At 49.1% G+C, this 26,473-nt stretch carries 25 protein-coding genes; 12 read left to right on the forward strand and 13 right to left on the reverse strand.

Annotation, left to right across the window (positions count from 1 at the left end; translation table 11 throughout):
- Positions 1–24: 24 nt before the first annotated feature.
- The 3 genes from AC5I6P_RS07175 to AC5I6P_RS07185 all read right to left on the reverse strand — a co-directional run bounded on the left by AC5I6P_RS07175 (position 25) and on the right by AC5I6P_RS07185 (position 6,545).
- Entirely contained in the window at positions 25–2,649 is a 2,625-nt protein-coding gene (locus AC5I6P_RS07175; protein WP_495693067.1) for a PAS domain-containing protein, read from the reverse strand.
- A 160-nt stretch (positions 2,650–2,809) separates the two neighbouring features.
- Positions 2,810–5,740: a DNA polymerase I gene (gene polA / locus AC5I6P_RS07180; protein WP_495693068.1), complete on the reverse strand. Its 2,931-nt coding sequence runs from the start codon at positions 5,738–5,740 to the stop codon at positions 2,810–2,812.
- A 343-nt stretch (positions 5,741–6,083) separates the two neighbouring features.
- Complete coding sequence (locus AC5I6P_RS07185; RefSeq protein WP_495693069.1) at positions 6,084–6,545, reverse strand: DUF4383 domain-containing protein; 462 nt, start codon at positions 6,543–6,545, stop codon at positions 6,084–6,086.
- Between the two features lie 516 nt (positions 6,546–7,061).
- On the opposite strand from AC5I6P_RS07185, the gene AC5I6P_RS07190 reads away from it, so the two are divergent.
- From AC5I6P_RS07190 to AC5I6P_RS07220, 7 genes are all read left to right on the forward strand, one after another.
- Positions 7,062–7,502, forward strand: coding sequence for a hypothetical protein (locus AC5I6P_RS07190; protein WP_495693070.1), 441 nt, complete (start codon positions 7,062–7,064; stop codon positions 7,500–7,502).
- A gap of 641 nt (positions 7,503–8,143) precedes the next feature.
- On the forward strand, positions 8,144–8,530 hold the full coding sequence (locus tag AC5I6P_RS07195; RefSeq protein ID WP_495693071.1) for a hypothetical protein: 387 nt from the start codon (positions 8,144–8,146) through the stop codon (positions 8,528–8,530).
- Between the two features lie 104 nt (positions 8,531–8,634).
- Positions 8,635–10,296 carry an NACHT domain-containing protein gene (locus AC5I6P_RS07200; RefSeq protein ID WP_495693072.1) on the forward strand — a complete coding sequence of 554 codons (1,662 nt, stop codon included), beginning with the start codon at positions 8,635–8,637 and terminating at the stop codon, positions 10,294–10,296.
- A 60-nt stretch (positions 10,297–10,356) separates the two neighbouring features.
- Entirely contained in the window at positions 10,357–10,575 is a 219-nt protein-coding gene (locus AC5I6P_RS07205; protein ID WP_495693073.1) for a hypothetical protein, read from the forward strand.
- Entirely contained in the window at positions 10,572–10,832 is a 261-nt protein-coding gene (locus AC5I6P_RS07210; protein ID WP_495693074.1) for a type II toxin-antitoxin system RelE family toxin, read from the forward strand. Before AC5I6P_RS07205 ends, AC5I6P_RS07210 begins: the two co-directional genes overlap by 4 nt.
- A gap of 219 nt (positions 10,833–11,051) precedes the next feature.
- On the forward strand, positions 11,052–11,246 hold the full coding sequence (locus tag AC5I6P_RS07215) for a hypothetical protein (RefSeq protein WP_495693075.1): 195 nt from the start codon (positions 11,052–11,054) through the stop codon (positions 11,244–11,246).
- On the forward strand, positions 11,243–11,479 hold the full coding sequence (locus AC5I6P_RS07220) for a hypothetical protein (RefSeq protein WP_495693076.1): 237 nt from the start codon (positions 11,243–11,245) through the stop codon (positions 11,477–11,479). Before AC5I6P_RS07215 ends, AC5I6P_RS07220 begins: the two co-directional genes overlap by 4 nt.
- Before the next feature lie 94 nt (positions 11,480–11,573).
- Here AC5I6P_RS07220 and AC5I6P_RS07225 read toward each other — a convergent pair whose 3' ends face one another.
- The 8 genes from AC5I6P_RS07225 to AC5I6P_RS07260 form a co-directional block, all read right to left on the reverse strand.
- A complete protein-coding gene (locus AC5I6P_RS07225; protein ID WP_495693077.1) occupies positions 11,574–11,786 on the reverse strand; it encodes a hypothetical protein in 213 nt (70 codons plus the stop codon).
- Positions 11,787–11,880: 94 nt separating this feature from the next.
- On the reverse strand, positions 11,881–12,642 hold the full coding sequence (locus AC5I6P_RS07230; protein WP_495693078.1) for a M48 family metallopeptidase: 762 nt from the start codon (positions 12,640–12,642) through the stop codon (positions 11,881–11,883).
- 145 nt (positions 12,643–12,787) lie between these two features.
- Positions 12,788–13,579: a phosphonate ABC transporter, permease protein PhnE gene (phnE, locus tag AC5I6P_RS07235; RefSeq protein ID WP_495693079.1), complete on the reverse strand. Its 792-nt coding sequence runs from the start codon at positions 13,577–13,579 to the stop codon at positions 12,788–12,790.
- A complete protein-coding gene (locus tag AC5I6P_RS07240) occupies positions 13,576–14,349 on the reverse strand; it encodes a phosphonate ABC transporter ATP-binding protein (RefSeq protein WP_495693080.1) in 774 nt (257 codons plus the stop codon). The genes phnE and AC5I6P_RS07240 overlap by 4 nt, the downstream gene beginning before the upstream one ends.
- Positions 14,350–14,532: 183 nt before the next feature.
- Positions 14,533–15,525, reverse strand: a complete 993-nt coding sequence (locus AC5I6P_RS07245) for a phosphate/phosphite/phosphonate ABC transporter substrate-binding protein (RefSeq protein ID WP_495693081.1) — start codon at positions 15,523–15,525, stop codon at positions 14,533–14,535.
- 220 nt (positions 15,526–15,745) lie between these two features.
- Complete coding sequence (dnaB, locus tag AC5I6P_RS07250) at positions 15,746–17,104, reverse strand: replicative DNA helicase (RefSeq protein ID WP_495693082.1); 1,359 nt, start codon at positions 17,102–17,104, stop codon at positions 15,746–15,748.
- Positions 17,105–17,292: 188 nt separating this feature from the next.
- Positions 17,293–17,751, reverse strand: coding sequence for a 50S ribosomal protein L9 (gene rplI, locus AC5I6P_RS07255; protein WP_495693083.1), 459 nt, complete (start codon positions 17,749–17,751; stop codon positions 17,293–17,295).
- A 48-nt stretch (positions 17,752–17,799) separates the two neighbouring features.
- Positions 17,800–18,657, reverse strand: coding sequence for a metal-dependent hydrolase (locus AC5I6P_RS07260; protein ID WP_495693084.1), 858 nt, complete (start codon positions 18,655–18,657; stop codon positions 17,800–17,802).
- Positions 18,658–18,900: 243 nt separating this feature from the next.
- Here AC5I6P_RS07260 and AC5I6P_RS07265 point away from each other — a divergent pair, with 243 nt between their 5' ends.
- Positions 18,901–19,212, forward strand: a complete 312-nt coding sequence (locus AC5I6P_RS07265; protein WP_495693085.1) for a hypothetical protein — start codon at positions 18,901–18,903, stop codon at positions 19,210–19,212.
- Positions 19,213–19,278: 66 nt separating this feature from the next.
- Here the strand turns inward: AC5I6P_RS07265 and AC5I6P_RS07270 are convergent, their stop codons facing one another.
- Entirely contained in the window at positions 19,279–21,096 is a 1,818-nt protein-coding gene (locus AC5I6P_RS07270) for an ABC transporter ATP-binding protein (RefSeq protein WP_495693086.1), read from the reverse strand.
- 40 nt (positions 21,097–21,136) lie between these two features.
- Positions 21,137–21,787 carry an ATP phosphoribosyltransferase gene (hisG, locus tag AC5I6P_RS07275; protein ID WP_495693087.1) on the reverse strand — a complete coding sequence of 217 codons (651 nt, stop codon included), beginning with the start codon at positions 21,785–21,787 and terminating at the stop codon, positions 21,137–21,139.
- A 133-nt stretch (positions 21,788–21,920) separates the two neighbouring features.
- Here hisG and rppA point away from each other — a divergent pair, with 133 nt between their 5' ends.
- From rppA to AC5I6P_RS07295, 4 genes are all read left to right on the forward strand, one after another.
- Entirely contained in the window at positions 21,921–22,607 is a 687-nt protein-coding gene (rppA, locus tag AC5I6P_RS07280) for a two-component system response regulator RppA (protein ID WP_495693088.1), read from the forward strand.
- 188 nt (positions 22,608–22,795) lie between these two features.
- The gene (locus tag AC5I6P_RS07285; RefSeq protein ID WP_495693089.1) at positions 22,796–24,016 is read left to right on the forward strand and encodes an urease accessory protein UreH domain-containing protein; all 1,221 of its coding nucleotides are present in this window, start codon (positions 22,796–22,798) and stop codon (positions 24,014–24,016) included.
- Complete coding sequence (locus tag AC5I6P_RS07290) at positions 23,997–24,539, forward strand: hypothetical protein (protein WP_495693090.1); 543 nt, start codon at positions 23,997–23,999, stop codon at positions 24,537–24,539. Before AC5I6P_RS07285 ends, AC5I6P_RS07290 begins: the two co-directional genes overlap by 20 nt.
- Positions 24,540–24,592: 53 nt before the next feature.
- Positions 24,593–26,320 (forward strand): succinate dehydrogenase/fumarate reductase flavoprotein subunit, encoded by a 1,728-nt coding sequence (locus AC5I6P_RS07295; protein WP_495693091.1) that lies wholly within the window; start codon positions 24,593–24,595, stop codon positions 26,318–26,320.
- Positions 26,321–26,473 lie beyond the last annotated feature (153 nt).

The following is a 26,473-nucleotide window of genomic DNA, read 5'->3' on the forward strand; positions in this document are numbered from 1 at the left end:
GCTTTTTTGTGCAACTTTTTGGGTTTAACGGTGGTGTCGTCGAGTCGGAATTTTAATCGTGAATTGAGTTCCTTCTGCGGTAGAAGTACAGCTTAAATTGCCACCGTGTTTTTCAACAATGACTTGATAGCTAATTGAGAGTCCTAACCCTGTTCCTTTACCGACTGGTTTTGTTGTAAAAAAGGGTTCAAATAGACGTTTCTGCACAACAGCGGGCATCCCAGGGCCGTTATCTGCAATGCAAATTTGAATCCAATCCTGAGTTAAGTGTGTTGTGGAAATTTCAATCTTGGGATCGCGATTTAGCTTGCCATTGTCTATTGCTTCTTCTAATGCATCGATCGCATTGACTAAAATGTTCATAAATACTTGATTGAGTTGTCCCGCTAAGCATTCTATAAGCGGTAGATCATCATATTGCTTGACAATTTGAATTTCTGAACGTTCACCCGTTTCTTTCAGACGGTTTTGCAGAATCATCAGCGTACTATCAATTCCTTCATGAAGATTGACCGCTTTGATGTCTGCCTCATCCATGCGCGAAAAATTGCGTAATGCCCGCACAATGTTTTGAATGCGTTGAGCACCTACCCGCATCGACGCTAATACCTTGGGCAAATCTTCCAGAATGAACTCTAGGTCGATCATCTCAAGTTCTGCTTTTAGTTCTCCGGTTGGCGAGGGAAACTGACGCTGGTAAAGCTGTAGCAGTCTGAGCAGATCTTGGGTGTACTCATTGGCATGAGCCACGTTGCCGTAAATAAAATTGACTGGATTGTTGATTTCGTGGGCAACTCCGGCAACCAGTTGACCCAAGCTCGACATCTTCTCTGTTTGAACCAGTTGGGTTTGAGTTTGTTGGAGGTCTTCCAGCGCGATCGCAAGTTTCTGCGCTTGAAGCCGTTGTTGAGCTTCAGACCGTTGCAGCGCCGCTTCGGTCTGTTTGCGTTTGATGCCTAGCGCCAGTTCGTTCGCTACAAATGTCAACGCATCTAGCACTGAATCAGTCAGACGTTGGCGCGCGAAAATGGCAGCGACACCCAGCACTTCACCATCGATCATTAGCGGAAAGCCTGAAAATGTAGTGAGCCGTGCTTGATGAACCCAAGGTTGATCCTTAAACCACACACTGCTTGGAACGGCATTGGTGAAATAAGGTTGGCAGTCTTGAGCAATCAATCCGATGATCGATGTTCCGACTGGAATGCGCGATTGGCTTAAATCACAGCTTGTCGGGTCTCCTGTAATCGACTGTGCCTGCAATTCTAGGATTTGTTCTGGTAAAGCTAGTGTCCAGATCTGGACAATGGCGGCATCAAGGTAACGAGTCATTTCATCTGCACAGTGTTGCAGCATCTTGACCAAATTTGTACTGTGCGTCAGGCAAGAATCAATGCCTGCCCGAAAAGAGACTAGCCGGAGTTGTTCTTTGAGTGATTCTTCGGCATGCTTGCGCTCAGTAATGTCCTCGTAGGTGCCTAAAATGCCAATTACGCCTCCTGTTCTATCTCGCAGAGGAACTTTGCTTGTATCTGCCCATGTTTCTCGATCTGCCTGCTGCTGAGTTTCAATAATGTGCAATTCGGGTACGCCCGATTTCATAATTCGACGATCGCGCTCTTGAAACCAGTCGGCTTCGTACTTCTTCCAAGGCAAATCGTAATCTGTTTTCCCGACAATCTCAGCGGGCGATCGCAGACCTGCTACTTTTGCAAAGCTTTGATTGCAGCCTAAGTAGACCGATTTGCGGTTCTTCCAAAAGACAAACTGAGGCAAGCAGTCGATCACTTGTTGAAGGATTTCTTGGGACTGACGTTTTGCTTCTTCGGCAAGTTTGCGATCGCTAATATCACTTTGGATCGCCATGTACTGATAGGGAATGCCCTGAGCGTTTAAGAACGGCACGATCGTGGTGTCTACCCAATAAAACGTTCCATCTTTGGCACGGTTTTGTATTTCTCCTGTCCAGACTTTGCCTCCAGAAATCGTTGCCCACATTTCTTGAAAGAAGGCTTTTGGATGATAACCAGAGTGAATGATGCGATGGGTGTTTCCGATCAGTTCTTCTCTAGCGTATTTAGAGATTTCGCAAAGCCGATCGTTACTTGAAAGAATAACGCCATTACGATCAGTAACGGCAATAATAGTAGATTGATCTAACGCAAATTTAAGATCGGCAAGTTCTTTTTCAATAAGCTGATATCCGTGTTTGATCGGAGCGCTCTTTAACAGGTATTGATCGGTATGTGTAGAGGGGGTTTGTTTCGGCGGAGCAATCTCCTCTCGCTTGAGAATTAATCCTCCAACCCTGCCTGCTCGGTCATGCCAAGGCAAAACTTCGGACTTAATCCAAACCTTACTGCCGTCTCGACGTTGCACCTCGTTTTCCATAAACGCTGAAGTAGACGTGTTTAAGCAGCGCCGATGAGTCCTTCTCCAAGAATGTGGAGTGTCGGGAAAAATATCGTAATGCGATCGCTCAATTATGGTTTGATCACCCAGTTCATTGGTATCGCGCCAGCGCTGGCTAACCACCAAATAGCGCATGTCTCGATCGACCATTGCAATCGCGCAAGGCATTTGCTGAATCAGCAATCGAAGTAGCTCATTGCTTTTGGCATCAGAGTTAACAGGAAGATTGTGTAGCATTAAACTTGCCTATATCCAAGGGAAATTTCACCAGTAGATATAGAATTCCCGATAAACTTAATAATCTCCCTCTAAACCATCTATCGAGAGGATGATAATATTTTGCCTTCAGTATCTTGCCCTCAGCGTATTGATAAACGTTCTGCTCTCATGTCTCGACCTATTTTGTCTCCATCCAGTTCTTGCCAGCATTCACTTCTACTAAAAGCGGCACACTCAGCTTAACGGCATCTTCCATTGTGAGTTTGATTTGCGATCGCAGATCCTCTAGCATGTCGGGTCTGACTTCAAGCACTAATTCATCATGAACTTGCAGTAATAACCGAGCCGGATAACCTCTGAGAAGTTCATGCAACTGCACCATCGCAATTTTGATAATATCGGCGCTTGATCCTTGAATCGGAGCATTCGCAGCCGCGCGGAGCAGTCCAGCATCAAACTGGTCGCGCAATTTCAGTTTGTCGAGCTGAATATCATCGGGATTCATTCCTCGCATCTTTCGTAGCGATTCGGTCGCGAAGTTAAAGTACCGACGACGACCTTTGATCGTCTCGACATAGCCGTTGGCGATCGCTTCTCGCTGCATTTGCTGCAAGTAATCAAACACGCGAGAGTAGCGATCGTTAAACCGCTCGATAAACAGTTTGGCATCGTTCGGTCTGACGCCCGATTCCCGCGCAAATCGTTGCGCTCCCATGCCGTAAATCACCCCAAAATTGATGATTTTTGCCAGTCGCCGTTCTTCTGAAGAAATATCTTCTTTTTCGAGCAAGAGCTTTGCTGTGAGGGTGTGAATGTCTTCGTTTTTCTGATAGGTTTCGAGCAGAATCGGTTCTTGACTGAGGTGAGCCAAAATCCGCAATTCGATTTGCGAATAGTCTGCCGCAATCATGCACCACCCTTCTTCAGGAATAAAGGCTTTGCGAATTTGCCGACTAAATGCCGTCCGAATGGGAATGTTTTGCAGATTGGGATCAGAGGAGGATAAGCGACCCGTTGAAGTAATCGCTTGGTTAAAGTCGGTGTGAACGCGGCCCGTTTTCGGATGCACCAGCTTTGGCAAGGCGTCTACGTAGGTCGATTTCAGTTTGGACATCGTGCGGTATTCCACGATCGCATCCACTACCGGATGGTCGCCTTGCAGCTTTTCTAAAACCGCCGCATCGGTGGAATAGCCCGTTTTGGTCTTACGAGATTTCTTCCGATCGAGTCCTAATTTTTCAAAGAAGAGTTCGCTCAATTGTTTGGGAGAACCAAGGCTAAATTTTCCTCCCGCAAAGTCGTAGGCGCGTTGTTCGATCGCGTCTAGATCTTTCTCCAGTGACTTCGAGAACTCTTGCAAATAGTCTTGATCGATTCGCACTCCGGTTGCTTCGACTTCTGCTAACACAGGTTCGAGCGGCAGTTCCACCTCCAGCAATAGGTCATGCAGTTGGGGCGTTGGCTCAAGGTCTGTCCGCAGCTTTGGCACTAAGTTATAGGTCGTGTAGGCATCGATGCCGCAATAATCTGCCACTTTGGAAATGGCGATATCTGCGATCGTTTTTCCTTTGGGAACCAGGTCGGTATACTCCAGCGCTCGGATGCCGAGATAGCGATAGCCAAGGTCGCTCAGCTTGTGGCTGCCTTCGGGATTGAGGACATAGCTTGCTAACATGGTGTCAAACACGACGCCTGTTAGATCGATGCCTTGAAAGCGCAACACCAACCGATCAAACTTAGCGTTCTGCAACGCTTTAGGATACTTCGCACTTTCGAGAATTGGTTTTAAGGCGTCTAGCGCTGTGGCTTTATCTAAATTCTTGCCGTCGGTGTGCTTGAGCGGAATGTAGGCAACCGCATCCATCTCCGACCCCCAACAGCAACCAATGCCAACCAGATCTGCATCGATTGGGTTAAGCGCATCGGTTTCGGTATCCCATGCGACTGGAGTTTCAGCGTTGGTGTGAGCCTTTAAGAGCGTGATCAGTTCACTCAGTTTTTCGGGTGTATCAATGATTCGAGGCGCGATCGCAACGGGAGTAAATTGCTCTGCGTTCTCAGTATCTTCTGCACTAAAGAACCAGAGATCATCACTTTCGTATTGGATAATCGGCGACGTTCCGGTTTCTGATGCGGCTTGCGTTACGCCTTCTGTTTCAGAAAGCTCGGTGTCGAGTTCACCACTGAGTTGTTGCTTCCACTTCTGAACTTTATTCAAGAATGATTTGAATTCTAATCGTTCGATTAGAGGCATCACGACCGCTTCATCGAATCCCTGAAGTTTACACGCTTCAAGATCGACATCCATCGGCACGTTTAGATGAATTTGCGCCATCCATTGCGAATGTCGTGCATCATCCTGTCCAGTTTCTAGTTTTTTCTTGACTGCTCCTTTGATCTCATCGATGTGTTGATAAATGTTCTCCAACGATCCATAAGTTGTTAAGAGTTGAACCGCCGTTTTCTCACCAATGCCTTTAACACCCGGAATATTGTCGGACGGATCACCACACAACGCCTTGAAATCTACGATTTGAGACGGCAATACTCCCAGCTTGGCTTTGATCTCTTCAACTCCAAATTCTTTAGGGGGCGGCGCTCCCCTGCCGTAGGTCGTACTCATGTAGAGCACTTTCACGTTCTCTTCCGGATCGACTAATTGGAAGAGGTCGCGATCGCCGCTTAGAATCTTGACGTTAAATCCGGCTTGGCTGGCCTGTCGCGCCAGCGTCCCAATTACATCGTCCGCCTCGTATCCTGGCGATATCACAATCGGTAGGTTCATCGCCTTTAGCAGTTCCTGAAGGTTGTCTAAGTCGGGCATGAAATCTTCAGGTGTCTCAGGGCGACCCGCTTTGTAAGTCTCATCGGCGTCGTGGCGAAAGGTAGAACCGCCTAGATCAAACGCGATCGCAAGATAATCAGGCTTCTCTGCCTCGACCGTTTCCAATAAGGCTTTCAGAAAACCATAAGAAACGCTTGTCGGAATGCCGTTTGAGGTGCGTAAGCCGCCGTCACGCCCTTTAGCAAAGGCGAAGTAAGCCCGAAACGCCAGAGAATGACCATCGACAAGAACGAGTTTGTGAGACTTAGAAGAGGTTGCGCTCAAAATAGACCGGATCGAAGGGGACAGACTTCTATTTTAGCGAGGGATAGGACGGAAGAAACGCCTGGGATACGGTAATGGAAATGTACAGTGACTTTATTATGTCTCTTCCCAACTTTTGGTGATCTGGACTCTATAACATCCGCAAAGCCGAGAGGGTTCGTAGCCAAGATGAAAATTAAGGACAGTAGCCAGGTTATCAAGAGGTGGCTTCTGCCCTCAATTTGAGTATCCAGTTCTGATTGTTTCAAAATCAGGGGTAAGGCCCTTTAGAAAGTAGTTATGAATTGCATTAACTTCAGCAGGATTAGATAACTACCCCACTCGGCTTAAGGACAACTTCTTTTTATCCCTGACTAGCAGCGTCCTTCTGCCCTGTGCGTAGCTCCAATAGATCTGGCTTAGCAAGAAAGCCAAAGTAAGTAGCGATCGCGGCGGTCACTGCATGAAGCCAGATATCATTCCCAAAGATTGGGATCAAACCCAAAGTTGATTGGGTAGGAGGAAACAGCCCCATTACAGTTAGCAGTCCGTAGAAGATTGCGAGTGCTCCACTATAGAGGCGGGCACTGCCCAATGAGAGGGATGCAAAAATCCCCAGACCTCCGACAAGAAGGTGAACGATATTGTGTAAGACGTTGATTGGGAATATTCCCAACAGATAACCAGCTCCCATCGTGAATGAAAGTCCGGGCATCTCCGTTGCAGCCGTCGGCTGTTGAACAAAGGTCGGGATAAATCCCATGGCACCAATAAGAACAAAGAGGATACCAATAATTAAGGCGAAATACTGTCCTGGCTTCATCATCAAACTCCCTACTATTTAGAACATACTATTTAGAACCATGGAAAGAGCAATGCAAGGTGTTTACTGCCCCAGTGTTGACTAGTAATTAAACACAATTGCAAAGACTAACTTTATCCAATTTATAGTTGCAGTTCTTCACAGTATTCTCCCACTTTGGTTCTATCTTTTAATTCCTCAACTAAATGGAAAATCTTACTCAGAAAAACGTGTTATTCCTAACAGCTAAACTTTACGCAACTTGTCCCTTAAAGCAGATACTCAATTATTGTTGTTGAGTTAGTTCCATTTTGGCGATAGCTGTACAGTGCTTTTCATTTAATTTGACCCTGTACGCTCTCCCACAGGATCTACCGTGTACACACGAGCGGGATAAACGGAGTCCGAAGGAAGCCTACAAATGGTAAGTCAGCGTTGCAACGAAAAGTATTGCTTTAAAACTGACCGTTAGGCAGTTGTTTGGCAATCCATCAAGTCGGTAAAAGTAAAGAGTTGCTATGAAATTCAGGAGTTTGAACAGTGAGTACACAGCAGGATCAACCAGATGACATCACCATCATTCCTTTAGAGGACGATCAGAAAGATGCAAAAATGCTTCAGATAGATGGCAATCGTCCGATTGATGAGAGTGATATTCAGGTAGAGTATGTTTTGCCGATTGATGGCAATCGTCCGGTCGTTGCTGATGACATTGAAGTGCGCGACACGCTTGAAGCAGATGGTAGTCGTCCGATTACAGCCAGTACATTAGAGGCTAACAAAACTCTGGGAATTGATGGCAATCGCCCCATTGATCCTAGCAATTTAGATATTAAAGAAGTTGTCCACGAAGATGGCAATCGCCCGATCGCAGCGGATAAAACTCAAACTCGCAAAACGCTCCCTGTAGATGGCGATCGCCCAATTAGTTCAGATAATCCGGCGGAAAAACTGGATATGCTTCGAGACTTCATCGACTAGGCTGAATTGACCAGGCGACATCAATTCCTACCATTAGCTCTCTAGAGCAATCATCTTGGGAGTGCTCTAATTTAGAGCTGTTCCAAGTGAGGGTTGATCGTGCCAAGAGCAAACGCGATCAACCGTCGGGAATAAAATTACCCTAGTCATTTAGCGTGGTCTACAACTGCTTGATCTGTGCGTGTCAAGGTTCTAAGGTTGCGATCGCTCTGAGGGAGTACATCTCGCAAAAACCTATATTTGTTTGGTGAAGTTGTTTGAGCAGGTCTCGTGATTTTCCGAATCTGCTTGAGTTTAGTCTGTGTCTTTACTGAAAAAATTACGAGCTTCGTTACGACAACTACGATGTTCGTGACGACGGCTATGATGTTCGTCACGAATGTTGCGGGATTCACGAGGAACGTTACGAGCTTCGTTACGACAACTGCGAGCTTCGTGACGACGGCTACGACATTCGCGACGACAGAAAGGGCGTTGGTGATGAAGGCTTCGTAAGTTCTAACGTTCCTTCAAAGTTGCGCTCCGCACTAATTGCATTGATTGTCACCATTACCAGCATGATTTTGTAAACTTTCGGAAACTAGCACATTGATTTAGTAGAAATAAGTTACAACGAAAATGTTATTTTCTGCTTGTAACTTGTGTTTGAGTTGACTGGAGCCGCGATCGCGAAACTTGCTTTTGATGAATTCATCAAATCTGGAGCGGGAGAAGTCGCGAAGAAAGCCGTGGGAGGCGTGATCGACCAACTGCGAACGGCGATTAAAGCGCGGTTTAAGGGTAAGAATCCGAAGGCGGAAGAAGCGATCGCAAAAGTTGAACAAGAGGGATCACCCGAAGCGCTGAATAAGCTGTCTGTGTATTTAGACGATGAGATGGATGATGTCTCTTTCGCGCAGACGTTGCAGCAGCTTGCAGAGCAGATTACGAATATTCAGACTACGTCGGAGCGACAGTACATCAACCAGGGACGTGATCAGATTAACATTGAGAACATCACAGGCAACCCTAGAATCGGTGGGTCTTAAGTCTGTCTCGGAAGTATCACAATGAGGGTGACGATCAGTTCAATTTTGAGAATGTCTATGGAGATGTAAACATTTCTCGATCACGGCAACGCCCCGATCGAGAAATGAACTGGCTGAAAGCCTTTGAAACAGAAGTCGAGGGGCGATTAGCAACGTCACTGCACAATCAAATTTTGATCAACTTGGGCAAGCAAGCGCAACCCGAACAGGTGCATCGGCTCTGGGATATGGAGGTCAAAAGCGGACAAATCACCCAAACCATTCCACCGGAAACGGCGATTTTGGAAGTTTTCGATCGCGCAGACATTGCGGGCAAGCTGTTGATTTTGGGAAAGCCAGGCGCGGGGAAGACGACAACCTTACTGGAGCTTGCCAGAGCGTTAGTCCGAAAAGCGCTAGACGATCCAAGTGAACCGATGCCGTTTTTGCTGAACTTGTCGTCTTGGAAAGATCCGAAACTCAGTATCAAAGATTGGGCGATCGCAGAACTCAAGACGAAAGGCATCGGCTCAAAGATTGGGGCAAAGTGGCTCGAAGACCAAAAGCTTTTGCCTTTATTGGATGGCTTGGATGAAGTTCGGACAGATCTTCAGCCTGCCTGTGTTACTGCAATCAATCAGTTTCTGAGTAGTGCCAAGCAACCGAGAGCGATCGTTGTGTGCAGCCGCCAAGAGGAATACGAAGTGTATGACGAAAAACTGACGCTCAACGGCGCGATCTATCTGCAAGAACTGAGCGATGAGCAGATTGAGAGTTATCTAAGAAATGTTGATCGGCTTGCGCTTTGGCAAGTTTTGGGCGCAGATGCGGAATTGCTTGATCTTGTGCGGCAGCCTCTATTGTTAAGCATTACGTTGGTGGCTTACCGAGCGGAACTTGCTGAACAGTGGCAGTCGCTTGAGTCTACTGAGGAACGGCTGACGTTTTTGCTAGATGCCTATGTTGAGAAGATTCTGCATCGGGAAGTCAAGAGCCATTTGTATATTGGCAAGAAAGAGCCCACTGCAAAGCAAACTCGTCAATGGTTGGTGAGGTTGGCAAAACAGCTAAAGCACGATGACGAGACAGAGCTTCTAATTGAGAAAATGCAGCCCACTTGGTTGAGAAGTTCCGGTCAGAAGTGGTCTTATCGCTTGATTTTTGGGCTGATTGTTGGGCCGATTTTTGGGCTGATTTTTGGGCTGATTGTTGGGCCGATTTTTGGGCTGATTTCTGGGCTGATTGTTGAGCCGGATCGTATTGAAGCAATTGAAGCCATCGAAATTTCGATGTCGAGCGAAGCAAGACGAGAAATTATCAAGCAATTGATTGTTGGGCTGATTGTTGGGCTGATTTTTGGGCTGATTTTTGGGCTGATTGGTGCTTCAAAAGCTGAAATTACAATGCGGACTCGTCCCAATCAGGGAATAATTAATTCTGCTAAAAATGTAGTCACTGTAATCATCATTTCTCTCTTAATCGCTTTTCTAGTTCAAGGCTTTTTATCTCATTTCATCAGTCATTTTTTGAGCAAGGGCGAAACAGCTAGAGTCTTAGCAAGTTCTCTTGCTTGTCTTATTTCGTTTAGCTTTACTGAAGGCGGCGGCCAAGCTTGCGCTCAGCACCTTTCCCTGCGTCTCGTCCTCTTCCTCAACCGCGCCATCCCCTGGAACTATGCCCGCTTCCTCAACTACGCCACAGAGCGCATGTTTCTCCAGCGCATCGGCGGTCGCTACCGCTTCATCCACAAACTCTTGCAAGACCACTTTGCCAACATGGAAGGATAACGATAAAAAGCAGTTCAAGACTGGATAAAATGAAGAAAGAGTCTAGGTTGAACCATCACCATGCAAGTAAAAGACCTAACCACCGATGAACTAAAAGCATTAATCCGGGAAACCGTAACAGAAATCTTGGAAGAATTTCTTGAAGATCCCGATGAAGGCAAAGAAATTCGACCCGAAGTGAAACAGCAACTGCGCGAATCCCGTCAGCGCCGAGCAAACGGTGGGCGGGCAATCCCGGCGGAAGAAGTCGCTAAGCGATTTGGGCTGACTTGGCAATGAGTTACACGGTTGAATTTGAACCTGAAGCAATCAGCGACCTCGATGATCTCGACGAGACAATCCGAGAACGCATCCTTACCAAAATCAATTGGCTCTGTCAGAATTTTGACCAGATTAAACCGCAGCCTCTAACAGGCGACTTGTCAGACTTCTTTAAGCTGAGGGTTGGCGACTATCGAGTTTTGTATGATTTCAGTCGCACAGAGAAGCTAATCACGATTGTTCGAGTCAGGCATCGAAAAGAAGTCTATCTGTGACCTCCTTCCCAATGTCTGCCCTTAACTACGCCACCATTTAGCGCAAAGCGCAACTGCTAAGCAAACGTATGTTCCTCGATCGCATCGACGATTAGCGCAAAAGGCAACTCCGAAGCAAACGCGATTAGCGCCGATCGCAACTCTAAAGGAATCGCTTCATCTACAAACTCCTGCAAGACCACTTTGTAGACATGACGGAGTAAGGCATATGGTAAAGGTATGACAAAGAATAAGGACTACCGCAAGCAGCTTGAAGGCCAGCATCGGGCACTTGCAGAACATCTAGAAAAGATTGCGAACGAGCAGAAAAATCCATTTGATGAGCAAGATCAAGGATTAATCATTCACTGGGAAAAGACAGTTACAAATTGCCGCCAGCAGATTGCCAAATTAGAAAGGAGACTGAACCCATGATGACCACTGCTTTAGAAAAATCGTTCATCAGTCTGAAACGCCACCTGAGTGAATACGCCCCTCAACTCGAAAAAGCGATCGTTGCCATCAAACTACTCGAAACTGCTGACCCGAATTCAGAAGAATTTAGCCAAGCCCTCGCTGATCTGCATGTTGCCGCCACAGTTCTAGAACCCTATTCAGAAGGGATCGTTAAATCCATTAATCAATTCACCGACGATCGCCCTGAGTAGACACACCTTTTTGCAAGGTCACCAGCGCGTTTTCGGCGGAGTTTCGCATTGCGCTAATCGCTCTTCCAGAGCATCAATCACCCTTTTCTACTCTTCAATCTTCGTCTAACTCATCGGCTCTCAAATCTCCAGGCTCATTCAGCATCTCTGGAGTCACCGCCGGATTCTCAACAATTTCTCTCGGATCGCCTTCGTAGCCGCCCTTATTGACTAAATCCATCGGATCAACGGTGTCTTGTTCCGGTTTCGCAGGTTTTGCGTTCGGCTTCTTGTCCTCAATCGTCTGCCGATTAGTCGGTTCAGGCATGGGAATTCCTCGATAGCTCACCCCTTCACCGTAAAAGAGCGATCGCAGAAAAGCGCCTCTCCAAAGACGGAAGGACACCCTAAACCAATGCAGGCTACTGCCCCAACATCGACGGCTCTAACCAAGCAGGCACATAATGACTCGACTTACGGAGTTCTTGATCCAACGGTTTGTAGTGGGGGTCTTTCTCCTGCACCAGCGCCCAAAAGTTTGCAGAATGATTGAGATGAACGGTGTGACAGAGTTCGTGAACAAACACATACCGCACCAATGGAGGAGTTAGAAAAAGAAGTTTGTAATTCAGGCTAATGTTTCGGTTTTGGGAGCAGCTTGCCCACAGCGTTTTTTGTCCCCGAATCGCCGCTTTATGAAACGGCAGAGCCAACTCCTCGCTCACCGACCAGAGCCACGGCACGAGCCGCTGATAGGCTTTGTGCATCAACCACTGCTGCAACAGAGATTTACAAGCTTCTTCATTTTGCGTGTTGCCCCGAAGAACGAGCCTCGTTTTGTCTTTCTCGGTCAGCGTGAGCCGAGTCGTTGCTGTTGCACAGTACTCCACCAACCAAAGCTGATCGATCGCACGCAGGTTCAGTTGGGTCGGCAACCCATGAGAATACTCCAGCGCTAATTGTTCTCGCTGTTCTTCGAGCCGCTCAATGGCGCGCTCGATCCAATTTTGCTTGTTGTGCAGAATTTCTGGAATCCGACTGCGATCGAATCCTTTGGGAACGATCACTTCTAGTCCACCTTGGACGGACATCTTAAGACTCACGTGTTTCGCTTTAGAACTTTCGCGCACACGATACTGTGGAAATTCCACAAGCTGACTTTTGATCAGTTTTGACTCAACCATTTGAGGTGTAAGTGGGCAATGCCTAATCAGTAGTCTATCGTACTGGATCCATTCTGGGAATTAAGATCCGCCAGACGGCGGTAATTCTGCTTGCTGACGCGTACAAGTTACTCACACTAGATCTATCTTAATCCCGTTGCTCTCCTTAGAGTTTTTCTAGCTGTTGGCGGAGGTGGCTGCTGAGCCAGTCAATGCTAGTTACGACGAGCAGCAGCAACAGCATCATGGTTGTCGCTTTAGAATACTCAAACCCGCGAATATAGTTGACCAATTCAAAGCCGATCCCTCCCGCGCCGACGACGCCTAAAACGGAGGCAGAGCGGATGTTGTACTCAAACATATAGAGGGTGTATCCCAGGCCGAGCGGCAGCACTTGCGGCAAGATGCCATACTGAGCAACCTGGCTCCACGACGCACCACTGACTTGCAGCGCTTTGATCGATTCTGCATCCACCGCTTCGATCGCTTCTTGATAAAATTTTGCTAGGTAGCCAATCGTATAGATTGACAGCGCCAATGTTCCGGCAGGCGCTCCTAGACCAGTCGCCGACACGAAGAAGAGTCCCAAGACAACTGAGGGAACGGTACGCACGCCATTTTGCAGCAAGACTGCACTCCAGCGCAGCCAATGAGGAGTGAGATTTTGAGATGACAAAACCGCGATCGGGACGGACAGAATTGCACCGATCGTCGTTCCCCAAAGCGACATTTGCACCGTTTCAACCAGCGCTCGAATTGCAATATCAATGACACTAAGATCGGGCGGAAACAGACGAGAAATAAAGTCGATCATATACGGAACGCTTTTTTGCAGCAGCGTTCCATTGATTTTTAACCCTTGCAGTGCCCATCCGTATACCAGAATCAGTGCTGCAAGGATTAAAAATAGCTTGCTTTTAGCCACAATCCGACGAAGCTTTACCCAAACGTCTTTCATATCTCAACCTGGTCAGCAGTTCTAAAGTGGGTCGTCAAGTTGTGACAGTCGCCGTCGTAGGTAATTCGTCCCGATGAAAAAATCAAAGCACGTTGGGCATACGTTTGGGCGATCGCGAGGTCGTGCAAGACAGTGATGATGGTCATGCCTTGATCGTGCAATTGTGCCAGCACTTCCATGACGTGTCGCGTCGCGAGTACATCGAGTCCGGCTGTCGGTTCATCTAGCAAAAGAATCGAGGGAGACTGCATCAGCAGACGGACGATCGCGACTCGTTGCCGTTGTCCGCCGCTCAATCGGCGCGTAGTTTGATGAGTAGAATCGTGCAGTCCAAACTGATGCAGGAGTTGGGACGCGCGATCGCGATCGCGCTGGTCAAACCCAAATAGAGTCTGCCAAGGCGACCGTTGCCCCAAGCGTCCGCACAGCACATTGTCGAGCGCGGTCAGTTGGGGCACAAGTCCGCCCCCCTGAAATAGCATGCCAATCTCACGTCGAATCTGAGGAATCGTTGCCGCTTGAATCGGGGTGTTGTGTACCCGAGCAACTCCCGACTGAATCGGTACTAGACCCAAGAGCGATCGCAACCAGGTTGATTTGCCTGCGCCATTTAAACCCAAAACCGCGACGAATTCTCCCGGTTGAATCGTGCAAGTGACACCTTGCAAAGCAGAGCGGCGCAAGGACGGCAAATAAGCCGTTTGTAGATCAACGCACGCGATCGCAGGATGTCCTGAAGCGGCGTGAGACTGTTGAGAATGTGGATGCATGATTGACCGACTTCAGAAATAGACTGCCCTCACCGCAACCCTCTCCCACAGGAGAGGGAGCTAGAGTTCCCTAGCCCCTTTTCCCTGTAGGAGAAGGGAGCCAAGCTCTTGTTCCCTCTCCTGTGGGAGAGGGCTAGGGTGAGGGCGGTTCGGATGCTAGAGCAATGCTGCCAGATTAATGGTCTAAGGCTCTATTCCAGCTTGCTGGAGTGCAGTTTTCATAGGAGCCAAATGACTCTCATGATCAACATTCACGAGCTTGGTGGAATTATAAAGGTCTTTTAGCAACGCATTGTTGGCTGGCTCGTTCAGTTTTTGCAGCGCACTCACCAGGCGACCACGCAGATCGGCGGGCACGCGATCGTCGATCGCCACTCCGTGCGCCGGAACCCCTGTAATTGCATGAAGAATTCTCACCTGCTTACTTTCTTCAGGAGTGATGTAGGGATCCTTGAGCGCATATTCCGATACAGCCGCGACATCCGCTTGTCCCTTCAGAACAGCTTGTAGCGCACCACTATAGTTGTTGCCATAAGTGACTTCGCCAAAAAATTCTTTCACGCGATCGCGGTTCTCAATTAATCCTTGGTTGACCAAAGTGCTAACGGGAAAAATAAAGCCCGATCCGGACGTGGGTGAAGTAAACGCAATTTTCTTACCGCGCAGTTGCTCAAGATTTTGCTTAGCATCGTCTTTAGTTTGCAGGGGACTGTCATTTGGCACCACAAAGACCGAGCGGTAAGTATGTCCTCCCGAATAATCCGGGCGCACCTCTGCTAGATAAAGACGAGAGTTTGCTAATTGTTCTGCTTTTAACGCAGGGCGGCTGCTGAGAAATGCTACTTCTGCTTGCTCCGCTTTCAGCGCTTCGACAGCAGCAGTATCATCACCAACCACAGCAGTCACGGGCATGTTCAGTTCTTTCGAGAGTAGGGTTGCGATCGCATTGGCTTTGGTTTGTACCTCTGTCGCTCCAGACCGACTGGGAAAGACAACGCGCAACTGATTTAAGGAATTGGCATTAGTAGCCGTTTGTCCTTGAGGTGCAGCCGTTTGTCCTTGAGGTGCAGCTGCTTGATTCGAGGAGGGCTGAGTATTGCACGCGCTTAGAAAGGCGGTCGTCAAGGCTAAAAGTGCAGCGCTGAGGCTAAAACTTGTGGTTCGATTTAATTTCATTACAGGCGTCCAAAGCGAAGTGAAAGATACCTTTCTTTATTGAAAGTATCTATCAGTAAGTCAAAAAGATCGTAAAAGTTTATGAGAACCAAAGTCAATAATGTAATAAATATTTTTCAAGTAACTGGGCAAAGACTGAAATTCCAAAGACAAAAAAGGCTCTCTTGCTCATGCAGAAGCGAGGCTGTAACCACAAACGCTTGTCTTAAAAGTGCTTGTCTTAGTAGTCGCGGTTTGGCGCAGCTAAATTGAGAAAGCGCGTGAACTGAGGCTCGAATAGAAGCTTGACCGTTCCTGTCGGACCGTTTCGATGCTTGGTAATAATGATTTCTGCAATGCCGCGATCGGGCGTATCGGGATTGTAATACTCCTCCCGGTACAACATCATGACCAGATCGGCATCTTGCTCAATTGATCCCGACTCCCGCAGGTCTGACATCATTGGGCGTTTGTCAGAGCGAGATTCTACATTTCGACTCAACTGAGAAAGGGCGAGAATCGGTACATTCAGTTCGCGAGCAAGACCTTTAAGCGATCGCGTGATTCGCGACAGCTCTTGGACTCGGTTTTCACTGCCTGTGCCTTCCATCAATTGCAGGTAGTCGATTAAGATCATGCCGAGTGCGCCGCCTTGTTCGGCTTGGAGTTTGCGGGCCCGCGATCGCATCTCGTTCACACTAATGTTAGGCGTATCGTCTACAAACACGCGTAGTTCCGATAATCGGCTGATTGCCTGTCCTAACGGTTCCCAGTCCTGTTGAGAAATCCGTCCTGAGCGCAATCGCCCGCTTTCGATTCGAGCTTCACTCGCGAGCAGGCGTTGGATAATTTGCTCTTTCGACATCTCTAAACTGAAGACTGCGACAGGAAGCTTGTACTGGGCAGCAATATTGCGAGCAAAACTCAAGCACACGGCTGTTTTTCCCATTGATGGGCGACCCGCTACGATGATCAGATCCGATCGCTGGAAGCCCTGAGTTTTGCCGTCAAGGTCATAGAATCCGCAGGCAAGCCCCGGCAACGCCATTCCGACCGATCGTTCTTCAATGTCGGAAAAGGTTTTGGTCAAAATGTCGGCGGCGGCAGTCAGTCCTTGACTCGGACGAACTTGAGTAATGCTAAAAACTTTTTGTTCTGCTTCGTCTAAAACATGCTCTAAGTCGCGTTTCGTATCGTGCCCTAGCTGAGAAATTTGATGTCCAGCGCTGATCAGCTTGCGGCGCAAATATTTGTCTGTGACGAGTTGAGCGTACTGATCAATGTTGACGGCGCTAACGGTGCGATCGACAAGCTGCACTAGCTTACTCTGCCCGCCAATCTTATCGAGCAGTCCCCGGTCTTGCAGCCACGTTGTGATGCTCATCAAATCAACGGGCGTGCTTTGGTTGGTCAGCGTCAGAGCTGCCCGAAAAATCTCTTGATGGGCGCTGAGGTAAAATGCTTCTGGTTTGAGAATATCGAGAATCCTCGCGATCGCGTCTGGGTCAAGCAAAATTCCGCCCAAAATTGCTTCTTCTGCATCAATGTTTTGGGGAGGAATGCGATCGTTAATCGGTTGAAAGTTGAGTTCTTGAACCATGAGAAGACACGTCGGGGTTCGTAACGTTAGCGAGAGATCGATTACGAAGGATGCGAAAAGGGTCGAGTCATCTTCTTAGCGCCAACTCGACCCCCTCACTATACAGACATCCATTATTTTAGCAAGAGCCAGTACAAATATACTGATGTTGTAACTCGTAGAAATCGATCACGAATTACGATTTATCCTCATGCTGCAACTACCTGAACCGTCACAGACACCGTAACTTCTGGATGAAGCTTGATTTCTGCGGTGTAGTCGCCCAAGCTGTGAACATCGGGCATGGTAATCGTCCGACGATCGACCTCCTGATTGATGGCCTGCTGCAAAGCATCCGCCACATCTTGATTCGTCACCGTGCCAAAAATTGCGCCCGTCTCGCCTGCCTGCTTCGCGATCGCAACACTGCCTGCCGCTTCAATCGCTTGCTTTTGGGTCAGCGCCACTTCTTTAAGTTCAGCTAAGCGCTGCCGCTCTAGCTCGCGCCGCCGCTCAACTTGCTTCAGAATGCCCGGTGTCACCTTGGACGCCATGCCTTGAGGAATGAGATAGTTTCTGGCAAAGCCAGGAGTAACTTCAACCAAGTCACCCAACCGACCAAGCTTGCTTACGTCCTTATTGAGGACTAACTGAACACGTTTCGCCATAATTTTCCTGTTGTCAACTGTGCCTTGCACAAACACATCATTGTACCACTACAGGCGCACGACTTCGCCTACTTTCACCACGCGCAATTGGCTCTTTGCGCCCTGCCGACGCAAGGCTTGAGCAAAGGCAGTCGGTGTTCCGGGTAAGTTAAAGACTCCGTAGTGCATCGGGATCACGGTTTGGGGGTTCACTAGTTTTACCGCTTCAGCGGCGCGGATTGGTCCCATCGTGAACTTGTCGCCAATGCAGGCGAGCATTACAGTCACCTTGCCAAACTGCGGGATCAAGGACATATCCGAGAAAAGATCGGTATCTCCAGTGTGGTAGAGGGTCGGCCCGTTCTTCACGCGAATCAGAAAGCCGCTTGGATTTCCGGCATAGTTGGCAGGGCTACCATCGGACGCGATCGCAGAACTATGAATCGCTGGCACAAACGCAACCTTGACTTCATCATTGAGCAAGCTGAGTTCACCCCCAAAATTTCCTTGAGTCTCCATCCCGACGAGTGCTTTTGGATAGCTGCCGTAGCCCACTAAAGCGGTGCCTAGATCCGCTGTGCTAACGAGTTTAGCGTTGGTTTTTTGAGCGATTGCGGCGGCATCGCCAACATGATCAACATGCCCGTGGGAGATCAAGATTAGATCGACGCGATCGAGCTTTGCCAAGTCAGTTTTGCCGTTTGGATTGAGTGGATTCGTTAGCCACGGATCAATCAACAGCACCTTCCCCGAGGGCGTCGTCAGCTTGAAGGCAGACTGGCCGTACCACAGCAGTTGCGTATTTCCTACAGGTTGGGCTTGAGAACTCATTCCATGAAACGTGAGCAGACCTCCAACCAGAACGATCGTTAGCAGCAACGCTCTTAGCCTGATCGATCGCAGCAGAGCTTGTTTTAGAAGAGTCATTGTGTGAACATAGATTTACAGAATAGACCTCAAACTTTATACCTTCTTAATGTGCCAATCAAAGAATTGATCCGGATTTAAGCAAAATTGCGGAGTGAACGTTCATAATAGTCAGTTGACGGGGCGCTTAAATCTTTTAATTAGAGTAAAATTTCCTTAAGAACGATTCAATCGTCCTAGCGCTCTCAAGAACGTGATCCCGAGTAGAAAGCGTCACTTACTAGCACGGTATGGAGGAGAGGGATGAATTGTGTGGTTGAGAAATGGGTAACGATCGCGGCATTGACCGGATGGATTGGGTCAATGGGCAGCATGGTGGTTCTGGCGGTGAGTGCGCCTACGGTGAATCCTGCCATTCAGGCATCCGAGCGATTTGCGTCACGTAACACAGATGGCTTAAGTGTCTCGAAGCAGGTGAAGCTCACGCCGATGCAGCAGTCGATGCTGGCTGAGCCAAGATTTCTACAGTATTCAGCGGCTCAGCCATCAAAGTTGACTCTTGATCCCGAATATCGACACTGGTTAGATCAGGGCAACTTTCGAGCAGAGCGTTAACGGCAACTCCAGTTTGAGGATCTTTAGTTTGAGGGTCTTTCGCAATGCATTCAGCCGCGTTAGGCTTCAATCTTCCAGCAATTGCAAACGGTACAAACTGGCATACAGCCCCCCTTGCGCCAACAACTGTTCGTGGCTACCCGACTCCACAAGCTGACCACGCTTGAGAACGAGAATGCGATCGACATCTCGAATGGTAGAAAGGCGGTGAGCAATCACGATCGCGGTTCGATCTTCTAACAATCGCCCTAATGCTTCTTGAATCAGCGCTTCGGTTCCGACATCTAAACTGGCTGTCGCTTCATCCAACACCAGAATTTTAGGATCTCGAATGGCAGCGCGGGCAAAGGCAAGCAGCTGTTTCTGTCCTCCCGAAAGATTGGTTCCGCGTTCGCGCAGCATCGTGTTGTAACCTTGAGGCAACTGTTCGATCAGGCGAGCGACGTTGGTTTGTTCGGCAGCAGCCTGCACTTCTGCAAAGCTATAAGATTCGCCCAGCGTGATGTTGCTTTTTACATCGCCCACAAATAGAAAGCCATCTTGCAAGATGATCGCCATGCGGCGACGCAGTTCGGCTTGGGGCAATTCTCGAATGTCGATGCCGTCTAAGAGAATGCGCCCTTTGGTGGGTTCATACAATCGGCTCAGCAACCGAATAATCGAACTCTTTCCGGCTCCGGTCGGTCCAACTAGGGCAACTTTCTCTCCAGGACGAATGACAAAATCGAGATTCTGAAGCACATATTCATCGGATTTGTAGGCAAACCAAACGTTCTCAAAGCGAATTTCCCCTGCCGTCTTTCCGTCAGATGGGACGTGCATTTCTTTCTCTGGGTCGCGAATTTCGATCGGTTCGTTCAAAATTTCGCTGACCCGCTCTACCGCAGTGAATCCGGCTTGAATAGCGGTAAATTTTTCGGCAAACTGACGCAAGGGATCAAATAACCGTTGCGCAAACAGAACAAAGGTAGACAACGTGCCAAAATCGAGTGCGTTGCCTTTGATCAGCCAGCCACCGATCCCTAGCACGCCTGCGATCGCAATCAATGACACCCACTCCAGCGTGGCAGACACCGCTGAATCAAAATAAATGGTGCGATCGACTTCTTTGATGTACTGCTGATTCACCTGTCGGAACAGATCGCCATTAAACTGCTCTCGCCGGAACAGTTGCACCACCCCGATTCCAACAAGGTTTTCTTGCAGAATTGAGTTGAGGTCAGAGAGTTTTTCACGGGCGCGGTAATTGGCTTGACGATACTGTTGCTGAAAGTAAATAATCAACGCGGTGACGGGCAACAGCATCAGCACCAGCAGCAATGCTAACTGCCATTGGGTGAGAAACATGACGACCGTGATCACCAGCATGGTGAATAGATCCGAAATGACGCCGATCGCACCCGTTGAAAAGACTTCTCCTAACGCCTCTACATCACTCGTGAGCCGGGTGATCAGCTTGCCAATCGGCGTGCGATCGAAGAATCGTACCGCTAGCGATGTCACATGCTGAAACAAATCGCTGCGAATCTCGGCGGTGATGCGTTGTCCCACATTTTGAACTAAATAGCCCTGTGCCGCATCCAGCGCCAACCGAATCAGGACGGTCAACACCAGTAACTGAGTGAGGGTTGTCAGCCCTTGAGACAAGGAGACATCTCGCAAGAAGCCAAAGGGAAAGTCGAAGGCAGACGGTTCTTGCCGGAGCAACGACACCGCTTTTCCGATCACAACGGGTTGCAGGGTGCTAGCGATCGCGGAGGGAACCAGAAAGACCAGCGACCAAATCAGGAGACGACTGTTGCGACGCGCATAGGGAGCGAGACTGAGAAACAAACGCCAATCGGTTTCTTTACGGGGTCGAGCGGGGCGAGGAGCGAAAGACATAGGGAGAGGGCTACAAAAAATTGGTGAGGGCTAATGACCGTTAAACACCGACGGCGGCTTTGATTTGACTCCGGATCTGGTCTACATAGTGATTGAGGTTATCGCTGTTAAGACGGTAGCTAAGCGGGTGAGCAATCAGGCGGGCGGTGCTTTGGAACAGCACATCGATTTCGATGAGTCCGTTTTCGCGGAGCGTGTTGCCAGTGGCAACAAGATCAACGATCGCTTCTGACATGCCAGTAATTGGACCTAATTCTACGGAGCCGTAGAGCGGCACAATTTCAACAGGCAGATCTAGAGTTTCAAAATAGTCACGGGCACAGTGAACAAATTTTGAGGCAACCCGACCATGCAAAGGCAATTCTAACGAAGAACGATAGGGACTCGATGCTTTAACCGCGACTGACATGCGACACCCGCCAAAGCCTAAATCAACGAGCTGCGCTACATTAGGCGCTTTCTCCCGCAATACGTCATACCCCACGATGCCCAGTTGGGCCTGTCCGTATTCGACATAAACTGACACATCGGAATTGCGAACCAGCAGTGCCTTCGCCGTCCCGGTCGGATCAGTAATTTGCAGTTGGCGATTTCCAGATTCTAAAAAAGTGCTGAAATCTAGACCAACGGCTTTGAGTAATCGAATGCTGTCTTTGAGGAGAGCGCCTTTCGGAATTGCAACGGTAAGCATGGGGAGACGACAATGAGTACCAAGTGTTCAGAATAATCATTTTAAGTAGAAAGTAAGACGATTAAAAATATCTAAGTGCGGACTTCTCCCCGATCTTCCAGCCTCCCTCATTCATCTCCCCTTCCTGCCTCTCATGAAAATTCTTCTCGTTGACGACGAAATCGAAATGGCTCAACCGCTCAGCCAACTCTTATCCCGTGAGGGTTATACCGTGGATGTGGTTCACGATGGAGAGCAAGGGGCACAACTGGCGCAGCAAGGACAGTACGATCTCCTGATTCTGGACTGGATGCTACCCGTGCGATCGGGCTTAGAAATTTGTCAGCAGGTGCGATCGCACGGGGACTCGACGCCTGTTCTCTTTCTCACAGCAAAAGACACGATTGACGATCGCGTACTCGGACTTGATGCTGGAGCCGATGATTATTTGGTCAAACCGTTTGAACTGCGGGAACTGTTGGCGAGAGTGCGGGCGCTGCTGCGACGTCCAACGGCGATCGAACCGAATCAGCCAAGTCAGCGACTCAGGGTAGAAGATCTAGAACTCGATCTGCAAAATCAAGTTGCCTACCGACACGGACGAGCGATCGAGCTATCGGAGAAAGAATGTCAACTGCTGGAATATTTCATGCGTCAGCCAAATCAGCTTCTGACGCATGAGCAAATCTATCAGCATGTGTGGAGTGAGGGCGACAAGCCAGCCAGCAACGCACTAGCGGCTCAAATCAGGTTGCTGCGACGCAAGATCGAGGCGAAAGGCGAAGCTCCGTTAATCTCTACTGTGTATGGCAAAGGGTATCGGTTAGGTCGCTCTCAATAAGTGCTGAGATGAAAGTGATTAAATGCAGCTATCGAGAAACAGTTTTTCTCAGTACGCCAGATGATAATTTAGCGCGATCGTTCAGAGTGGATTGCTTATATTTTCGCTAACGCTAGGCAAAGAGAGATGAAAAGCAATCGGTTCAAATTGGGGTGGAAAGAAGGTAAGTCGTGATCGATGATAGGAGAATGATTGATCTCTTGCTCATCGCATCTCTAGGATTTTTAGGCAGTTTCGGGCACTGCTTAGGAATGTGTGGCCCTCTGACGGTAGCGTTCTCGCTGTCGGTACGATCGCACGATTCTAAACCGCATTGGCGATCGCAACTCGCGTTTAACCTGCTGCTCAATCTGGGGCGAGTGATCAGCTATGCGTTAGTAGGAGGCGCGATCGGAGCGATCGGTTCGATCCTGATTGCAGGAGGACAATTTGCGGGCATTGACAGCGCGTTGCGCCGCAGCATGACGATCTTCACAGGACTGCTGTTGGTTTGGTTTGGGCTGTCGCAAATCAGCCCTCAGCTTTTGCCGCGTCTGCCAATGCTGCATCCCTTAGGGAAAGGACAACTGCACGAGCGGCTGAATCGACTGATGATGCAATTTTCTCAGTCAAATCAATGGTGGACGCCTGCCCTACTTGGCATGATCTGGGGACTCATTCCCTGCGGATTTCTCTACGCTGCGCAGCTTAAAGCGGCTGAAACAGGAAATCCCTATTTAGGAGCGGTGACGATGCTGGCATTTGGCCTTGGAACCTTGCCGATGATGTTGGGTGTTGGGCTTTCGACCGCATTTCTGAGCCGCGATCGCAGAAGTCAATTCTTCCGGCTGGGGGGATGGATAACTTTGACAATCGGTCTTTTGATGCTGCTGCGGAGTGGTGATATGGTCGATTACACCGGACACGCTGCCCTGCTCTGCCTCATGCTGGCCCTGATCGCCCGTCCAATTAGCCGTGTGTGGAGCGCTCCCCTAAAGTATCGTCGTGCTTTTGGCGTCGGAGCGTTCGTGCTGTCGTGGGCGCATGTTGCTCACTTTGTCGATCACACGTTTAACTGGAATCTTCAAGTCCTAGCGTTTCTGCCGTTCAATCAGCAGATCGGCATGTGGGCGGGAATTGTGGGATTGGGTTTGATTACGCCTGCCGCACTGACGAGTTTTGATGCGATCGCGCTTAAACTCGGTAAAACCTGGCGAAAAATCCATTTGCTCAGCATTCCAGCATTGCTTCTAGTGGCAATTCACATCGCACTTGTGGGATCAAGCTACCTCAATAATGTTGGAAGTGCTGCTCAAGTTTGGCGAGTGATCGGCTTGGGGATTGGGGTTTCAGCGGTTTTGTTATTGCGATCGCGCCCGGTGTGGTCGCTCTTTTCCCTAGCACGCTTATATGTTGCCGCAAGAAAATAAAGTAAACGCTAACGTGATCATTGCTCACAACGTTAAAACCTCTGGTAACGTTGCCGCTACGTTTCATATTGAACCGAGTCACAATCCCAAAGCGGGAGAACGATCGCAAGCCTGGTTCGCGCTCACAAAACAAGGCGGAGAATTGGTCTCACTCGATCGCTGTAATTGCAGCCTGAACGTGTACGACCGACAGCAAAACCCGGTTCTGCAACCGACGCTAAAATCGATTTCAGCAGAACAGTATCAAGGCATTCCAGGAGCAGAACTCGTTTTTCCAAACGCTGGAATTTATACGCTGGAGTTGAGCGGCAGACCCAAAGATGGAGAAGACTTTAATGCATTCAGGCTGACGTATGAGGTGACTGTTCAAGCTGGAGCCGCTCCCCAAGCCGCCATTGGTACTGCTGAATCAAGCCGCCCTTCAGCGCCCCCTACAGGCTGGGTTCTGGCTGGAGTTGCGCTTCCTCTAGTCGCGCTGCTTGTAGGCATTCTGTGGATGTTAAAAACAAAGCAGAAAAGGTAAGCGAATCTCAAAATCGAGCGAGAATAGAAGTAATCTAGCCCGATGACGTACCCATGATCGATCACGACGTAATTATTGTTGGCGGTGGCTTAGCTGGTTCTCGTGCAGCCCTAGAAATTGCCCGTACCAATCCGAGCTTGAGTGTGGCCGTGGTTGCCAAAACTCACCCGATACGATCGCACTCGGTGGCGGCCCAAGGGGGAATGGCAGCGACGCTCAAAAATGTCGATGAAACGGATTCTTGGGAAGCTCACGCCTTTGATACGGTCAAGGGTTCGGACTATTTAGCTGATCAAGATGCCGTGGCGATTTTGACGCAAGAAGCGCCCGACGTAGTGATCGATCTGGAACACATGGGCGTGTTGTTCTCCCGCTTACCCGATGGACGGATTGCCCAACGTGCATTCGGCGGACATTCGCACAACCGCACCTGCTATGCGGCAGATAAGACCGGACACGCGATTCTGCACGAATTGATCTGCAACTTGATGAAATACGGCGTCAAGGTGTACGAAGAATGGTACGTCATGCGCCTGATTTTGGAAGACGGACAGGCAAAAGGGGTCGTTCTCTATCACTTGCTCGACGGTCAAGTTGAAGTGATTCGCGCCAAAGCAGTGATGTTTGCCACCGGAGGTTACGGGCGCGTTTACAACACGACTTCCAACGACTACGCCTCCACAGGTGACGGTCTGGCAATGACCGCCATGGCTGGCTTACCGCTTGAAGACATGGAGTTTGTGCAGTTTCATCCCACGGGGCTGTATCCTGTGGGCGTCTTGATTTCAGAAGCGGTGCGCGGAGAAGGTGCGTATTTAATTAACAGCGACGGCGATCGCTTCATGGCAAACTATGCGCCCAGCCGCATGGAGCTTGCCCCCCGCGACATTACCTCCCGCGCTATTACCTACGAAATTCGGGCAGGACGCGGCATAAAACCAGACGGGTCAGCCGGTGGTGTCTTTGTCTATCTCGATCTGCGGCATATGGGCAAAGAGAAAATTATGAGCCGCGTGCCGTTCTGCTGGGAAGAAGCGCATCGATTGGTGGGGGTCGATGCAGTGTATCAGCCGATGCCTGTTCGTCCAACTGTTCACTATTCGATGGGCGGCATTCCGGTCAATACCGATGGACAAGTCAGAAGCAGCGCCGATGAATTGGTCGAAGGTTTCTTCGCGGCAGGTGAAACGTCCTGTGTGTCGGTGCATGGCGCAAATCGGTTGGGCAGTAACTCGTTGTTGGAATGTGTGGTCTATGGACGCAGAACCGGAGCCGCGATCGCGCGCTATGTCGAAAATCGTAAATTACCTGAAGTCAACGCTGAGCGCTACATTCAAGACGCCAACACTCAACTGCAATCGCTGATAGACCAGCCCGGAGAATACCGCATCCACCAGGTTCGGCAAGCCTATCAAGACTGCATGACCGATCATTGCGGCGTGTTTCGCACCGAAGCGACCATGCAAGAAGGACTGGTTCAACTCCGCGAACTTCAGAAAAAATATGCTCACGTCCGCGTCGATGACAAAGGCAAAACCTGGAATACCGAACTGATTGAAGCGATGGAACTGCGATCGCTCTTTGTCGTTGGAGAAATGATTCTCTCGTCTGCCCTCAACCGTAAAGAAAGCCGAGGCTCTCACTGTCGCGAAGACTATACGCAGCGAGACGATCAGAGTTTTCTCAAACACACCTTGGCGTACTACTCACCCGCCGGGATTGATATCAATTACATGCCAGTTGTAATCAATCAATTTGAACCGCAAGAGCGGAAGTATTAGCGAGTGGGGAGGTCTAGGAGTGACAGTCGGTAATCATCTAGACCCTAATGAATAGGTAGACTACCGGCTTTTACACGACTGTCAATTCTATAAATTACCGGGCGTTGCATAATGGAGAGATGGATAAGGTGATTCTCTGCAGTGCCCGGAATG

Source organism: Myxacorys sp. (genome assembly GCF_059501405.1).

Excerpts from the sequence above, each read along its gene's own strand:
- AC5I6P_RS07265 (WP_495693085.1), top strand. The coding sequence starts at position 18,901 with ATGAATTGTGTGGTTGAGAAATGGGTAACGATCGCGGCATTGACCGGA.
- AC5I6P_RS07215 (WP_495693075.1), top strand. The coding sequence starts at position 11,052 with ATGACAAAGAATAAGGACTACCGCAAGCAGCTTGAAGGCCAGCATCGG.
- AC5I6P_RS07200 (WP_495693072.1), top strand. The coding sequence starts at position 8,635 with ATGAACTGGCTGAAAGCCTTTGAAACAGAAGTCGAGGGGCGATTAGCA.
- AC5I6P_RS07270 (WP_495693086.1), bottom strand. The coding sequence starts at position 21,096 with ATGTCTTTCGCTCCTCGCCCCGCTCGACCCCGTAAAGAAACCGATTGG.
- AC5I6P_RS07225 (WP_495693077.1), bottom strand. The coding sequence starts at position 11,786 with ATGCCTGAACCGACTAATCGGCAGACGATTGAGGACAAGAAGCCGAAC.
- rppA (WP_495693088.1), top strand. The coding sequence starts at position 21,921 with ATGAAAATTCTTCTCGTTGACGACGAAATCGAAATGGCTCAACCGCTC.
- phnE (WP_495693079.1), bottom strand. The coding sequence starts at position 13,579 with ATGAAAGACGTTTGGGTAAAGCTTCGTCGGATTGTGGCTAAAAGCAAG.
- AC5I6P_RS07295 (WP_495693091.1), top strand. The coding sequence starts at position 24,593 with ATGATCGATCACGACGTAATTATTGTTGGCGGTGGCTTAGCTGGTTCT.
- AC5I6P_RS07175 (WP_495693067.1), bottom strand. The coding sequence starts at position 2,649 with ATGCTACACAATCTTCCTGTTAACTCTGATGCCAAAAGCAATGAGCTA.
- AC5I6P_RS07205 (WP_495693073.1), top strand. The coding sequence starts at position 10,357 with ATGCAAGTAAAAGACCTAACCACCGATGAACTAAAAGCATTAATCCGG.
- dnaB (WP_495693082.1), bottom strand. The coding sequence starts at position 17,104 with ATGGTTCAAGAACTCAACTTTCAACCGATTAACGATCGCATTCCTCCC.
- rplI (WP_495693083.1), bottom strand. The coding sequence starts at position 17,751 with ATGGCGAAACGTGTTCAGTTAGTCCTCAATAAGGACGTAAGCAAGCTT.
- AC5I6P_RS07230 (WP_495693078.1), bottom strand. The coding sequence starts at position 12,642 with ATGGTTGAGTCAAAACTGATCAAAAGTCAGCTTGTGGAATTTCCACAG.
- AC5I6P_RS07285 (WP_495693089.1), top strand. The coding sequence starts at position 22,796 with ATGATTGATCTCTTGCTCATCGCATCTCTAGGATTTTTAGGCAGTTTC.
- AC5I6P_RS07290 (WP_495693090.1), top strand. The coding sequence starts at position 23,997 with ATGTTGCCGCAAGAAAATAAAGTAAACGCTAACGTGATCATTGCTCAC.
- hisG (WP_495693087.1), bottom strand. The coding sequence starts at position 21,787 with ATGCTTACCGTTGCAATTCCGAAAGGCGCTCTCCTCAAAGACAGCATT.
- AC5I6P_RS07245 (WP_495693081.1), bottom strand. The coding sequence starts at position 15,525 with ATGAAATTAAATCGAACCACAAGTTTTAGCCTCAGCGCTGCACTTTTA.
- AC5I6P_RS07185 (WP_495693069.1), bottom strand. The coding sequence starts at position 6,545 with ATGATGAAGCCAGGACAGTATTTCGCCTTAATTATTGGTATCCTCTTT.
- AC5I6P_RS07240 (WP_495693080.1), bottom strand. The coding sequence starts at position 14,349 with ATGCATCCACATTCTCAACAGTCTCACGCCGCTTCAGGACATCCTGCG.
- AC5I6P_RS07210 (WP_495693074.1), top strand. The coding sequence starts at position 10,572 with ATGAGTTACACGGTTGAATTTGAACCTGAAGCAATCAGCGACCTCGAT.
- AC5I6P_RS07260 (WP_495693084.1), bottom strand. The coding sequence starts at position 18,657 with ATGACTCTTCTAAAACAAGCTCTGCTGCGATCGATCAGGCTAAGAGCG.
- AC5I6P_RS07220 (WP_495693076.1), top strand. The coding sequence starts at position 11,243 with ATGATGACCACTGCTTTAGAAAAATCGTTCATCAGTCTGAAACGCCAC.